Source organism: Arthrobacter sp. 2YAF22_2 (assembly GCF_052114645.1).
Lineage (GTDB): Bacteria > Actinomycetota > Actinomycetes > Actinomycetales > Micrococcaceae > Arthrobacter.
Window position 1 is genome coordinate 1 of the sequence record NZ_JBFRFD010000399.1, and the last position, 3537, is coordinate 3537.

At 66.2% G+C, this 3537-nt stretch carries 3 protein-coding genes; all 3 read right to left on the bottom strand.

Annotated elements, in window-relative coordinates; genetic code table 11:
• Window positions 1-383 (bottom strand): trypsin-like peptidase domain-containing protein (locus AB4Y86_RS14745; protein ID WP_441402946.1); only part of this gene is annotated, 383 nt, incomplete at its 3' end.
• Between the two features lie 282 nt (window positions 384-665).
• Window positions 666-1787 carry an enolase C-terminal domain-like protein gene (locus tag AB4Y86_RS14750; RefSeq protein WP_441402947.1) on the bottom strand — a complete coding sequence of 374 codons (1122 nt, stop codon included), beginning with the start codon at window positions 1785-1787 and terminating at the stop codon, window positions 666-668.
• Window positions 1788-1924: 137 nt separating this feature from the next.
• Window positions 1925-3537 (bottom strand): GMC family oxidoreductase (locus AB4Y86_RS14755; protein WP_441402948.1); only part of this gene is annotated, 1613 nt, incomplete at its 5' end.

The following is a 3537-nucleotide window of genomic DNA, read 5'->3' on the forward strand; positions in this document are numbered from 1 at the left end:
ACTTTCAGGACGGCGACATCTGTGACGTCGTCTACGCCGACGACGGTGGCCTGGGTCTGGGAGCCATCCGCGAACTGTACCTGGACGTTTTTGAAGGCCTGCTTTTGCTGGTCCTCCACGACGTGGGCGTCGGTGACGATCGAGCCGTCGCTGTGGTAGACGACGCCGCTGCCGAGCCCCACAGCGGTCCGGATCGTGACGACGGACGGCTCGACGTCTTTGACCACGCCGGGAATCGCTGGCAGGCCGGCCCCGGCGGGCAGAGCTGCCGGGGAAGCTGAAGCGCCGGGGGATACTGCTGAGGAACCGGATCCGGAACCGGACGTGGCGTTACCCGGGGGGTTACCGGTGCAGCCGGTCAGCGTGAGCGCCGCTGCGGTCACTCCGACCGCCGCACAGAGTCGAAAATGCTTTGCTGGTAGCCTGCGAGAAACATCCGGTCTGGTGTTGCTCATGGCGGTGATCCTCTCTTTTGGGCCGCCCTGAGGAGCGTCCCAGCAGTGGGTGTTGGCGTGGTTCCCTGGTTGCTGAACGGCGTATCCCGCCGATGGTTAAAGGTCGTAGGTTCCTTCAGTTGCGTCGAGAATGGCTGGTTGGCGCTTTTTCCTTGGTTCGTGCCGGCATCGGCGCTATCCTTCTTGCCGACTTTCTCCGGTGTTGGTCGCCTAGCCCACGCGGTACTTTTCGATGTCGGAAGTGCGAAGGGTGAGCCCGTTGCCGGGGGAGTGAGGGTCGGGGATGATTGCGCCGCGCGCAGGGTCCAGGGTTCCGTCGAAGAACGTCTGTTCGATCCGGACGTGGTCGTGGAACCACTCCAGATGCCGGAAGTTCTCCGTCGCGGCGGCGACGTGCGCGCTCAAGTGCGGTGCGCAGTGTCCCGAGACCTGGAGCCCGTTCGCTGCCACCAGGGCCGCGATGCGCAGCCATTGGGTGATACCGCCGCAGCGCGACACATCCAGCTGGACGCAGTCGACGGCCTCGGCCACGCACAGCCGCTGGAAGTAGAACAGGTCGGTACCGTACTCACCCGCGGCGACATCGGCGGATATCGCTTCCCTGACGGCCCGCAGGCCGTCCAGGTGGTCGGCGGAGACCGGCTCTTCGAACCACGCCAGCCTGGATTCCCCGGCTGCCTCATAAACCCGTACGGCTTGTTTTGCCGTGTAGGCACCATTGGCGTCCACAAACAGTTCGGCGTCGTCTCCGATGATGGTCCGGGCCTGATGAATGCGCTCCAGATCCCGGGGAATGTCGGCCCCTCGGTCCTGCCCGATCTTTATTTTCACCCGAGGGATGTGCTGGCCGTGCACCCAGCCGCCCAGCTGGTCCTCCAGCTGCCGGCGGGAGTAGGTGGTGAACCCGCCGCTGCCGTAAATGTCCACCTCGTCGCGCATCGCTCCGAGGAGGCGGTACAGGGGAAGGTCAAGCAGGCGTGCCTTCAAGTCCCACAGGGCACAGTCCACCGCGGAGATCGCGTAGCCGGCGAGCCCGCTGCGGCCGGTATTGCGCACGGCCTGCAGCATCGCCAGTGCGGCGCCTCCRGTGTCCCAGGCTGACCGTCCGGCAACGGCCGGGGCCAGCATTCCGGTGATCAGCTGGGCGCAGGAGGGTGGAGCGTAGGTCCAGCCAAGCCCTTCGCAGCCGCCGGCGCGGGCCTGGACCACCACCATGGTGGTGGCATCCCAGGCGAAGGTGCCGTCTGCCTCAGGGCTGTCAGTGGGAATCGTGTAGGTGCTGACGTCCAGGCCGGTGAGGGCCGGATCGGGTCTGGTTCGCGTGGCGGGCATGGGTCAGCCTTTCTTATCCGGGGCGGAGATCTTGTCCGTGCCCCATTCCCGGAGCCGGTGCCGCAGGTAGCCTGCCATCCGTTCTTTTGCCATTGTGCGTTCCTTCCTTAGCAGGTGGCCGGTGGCCAGTGGTTGGCTCAGGTGGCTTTGTTGGCCCCGCCCGCGATCAGCCGTTCAGCGGCGCGCGCGGCGACGGCCATGATGGTCAGTGCGGGGTTGGCGCTTCCTTGGGTGGGCAGTACGCTGCCGTCGGTGATGTAGAGGTTGGGCACGGCGAAGCTGCGGCACTCCGCGTCAACGACGCCGTGCCGCTCGTCCGCGGCCATCCTGGCGCCCCCCACTAAGTGCGCGTAGCGGTTGATGGTGATGACCTCATCGGCGCCGGCGCCCTTGAGGATCTTCTCCATGACGTCCTGCGCGGCGCCCATGAGTTGGCGGTCGTTTTCGCACTGGGAGTAGTGGAAGTGCGCTACCGGCATCGAGTTGCGGTCCTTCTCCTGCGCCAGCGTGACCCGGTTGTCCGCCTGCGGCAGGAATTCACACAACGCGCCCAGGCAGGCCCAGTGCACGTAGTCGCTCATGTATGCGCGCAGCTTCGCCCCCCAGTGGCCCTGGGCGGCGACGTGCTCGGCCCAGGTGATGGGCAGCGGTGACACCGTCTGTACCGAGAACCCGCGCTTGTACGGTTTCAAGGGGTCCGTTTCGTAGAAGTCCTCCGAGCTGACCTCCGGCGGGGGAGCCTTCCACATCCGCACTTCAGCGTCGAACCTGCCGGCTGTTTGGGGTGCCCCCTGGACCATCAGGTACCTCCCCACCTGGTCGAAGTCATTGCATAACCCGTCCGGGAAACGCTTCGAGGTGGAGTTGAGCAGCAGGCGGGGTGTCTCGATGGAGTAGCCGGCGACGGCGACGATGCGGGCGCGCTGGAAGCGCGTGCGGCCGTGGCGGACGTAGTGCACGCCGGTGGCTTCGCCCGTGGTGTCGTCTACTTCGATCCTGGTCACCATCGAGTCGGCCCGTACTTCGGCGCCGTGGTGCAGGGCGTCCGGGATATGGGTGATCAGGGGTGAGGCTTTTGCGTCGACCTTGCAGCCCTGCAGGCAGAATCCGCGGTAGATGCAGTGTGGCCGGTTGCCGAAGCGGCCGTTGGAGATTGCGACTGGGCCGACCTTCGCGGTGATGCCGCAGGCCAGTGCGCCGCGCAGGAAGAGCTCGCCGTTCCCGGAGACGGGGTGCGGACTGTGTGGATAGGAGTGTGGATCGCCCCACGGCCAGTGTTCCCCGGCCACCGGAAGTTCGCCTTCGATGTCCTCGTAGTACGACCTAAGATCCTCGTACTCGAAGGGCCAGTCCGCGCCCACGCCGTCGGCCCGGTGGGTGTGAAAGTCACTGGGATGGAATCTGGGGGTGTAACCGGCATAGTGCACCATGGAGCCGCCCACGCCCCGGCCCGAGTTGTTTGAGCCAAGCGGCACCGGATCGTCCCCGGAAATTACCCGTGGTTCCGTCCAGTACAGGTGATGCGAGGCCGCCTCGTCGCTGACCCAGTCGCGCTCCGGGTCCCAAAACGGCCCCGCGTCCAGGGCCACGGCCTTCCAGCCGGCGCGGGCCAGGCGCTGCAGCAGGGTAGAACCGCCCGCGCCGCAGCCGACTATCACGATGTCAACCTCGTCCTCGTCCCGGAACCGCGCCATGTCGGTGCGCATGGCATGATTTGTTCCCGGTACGGGAGGCAAGAGCCATGCAGAGG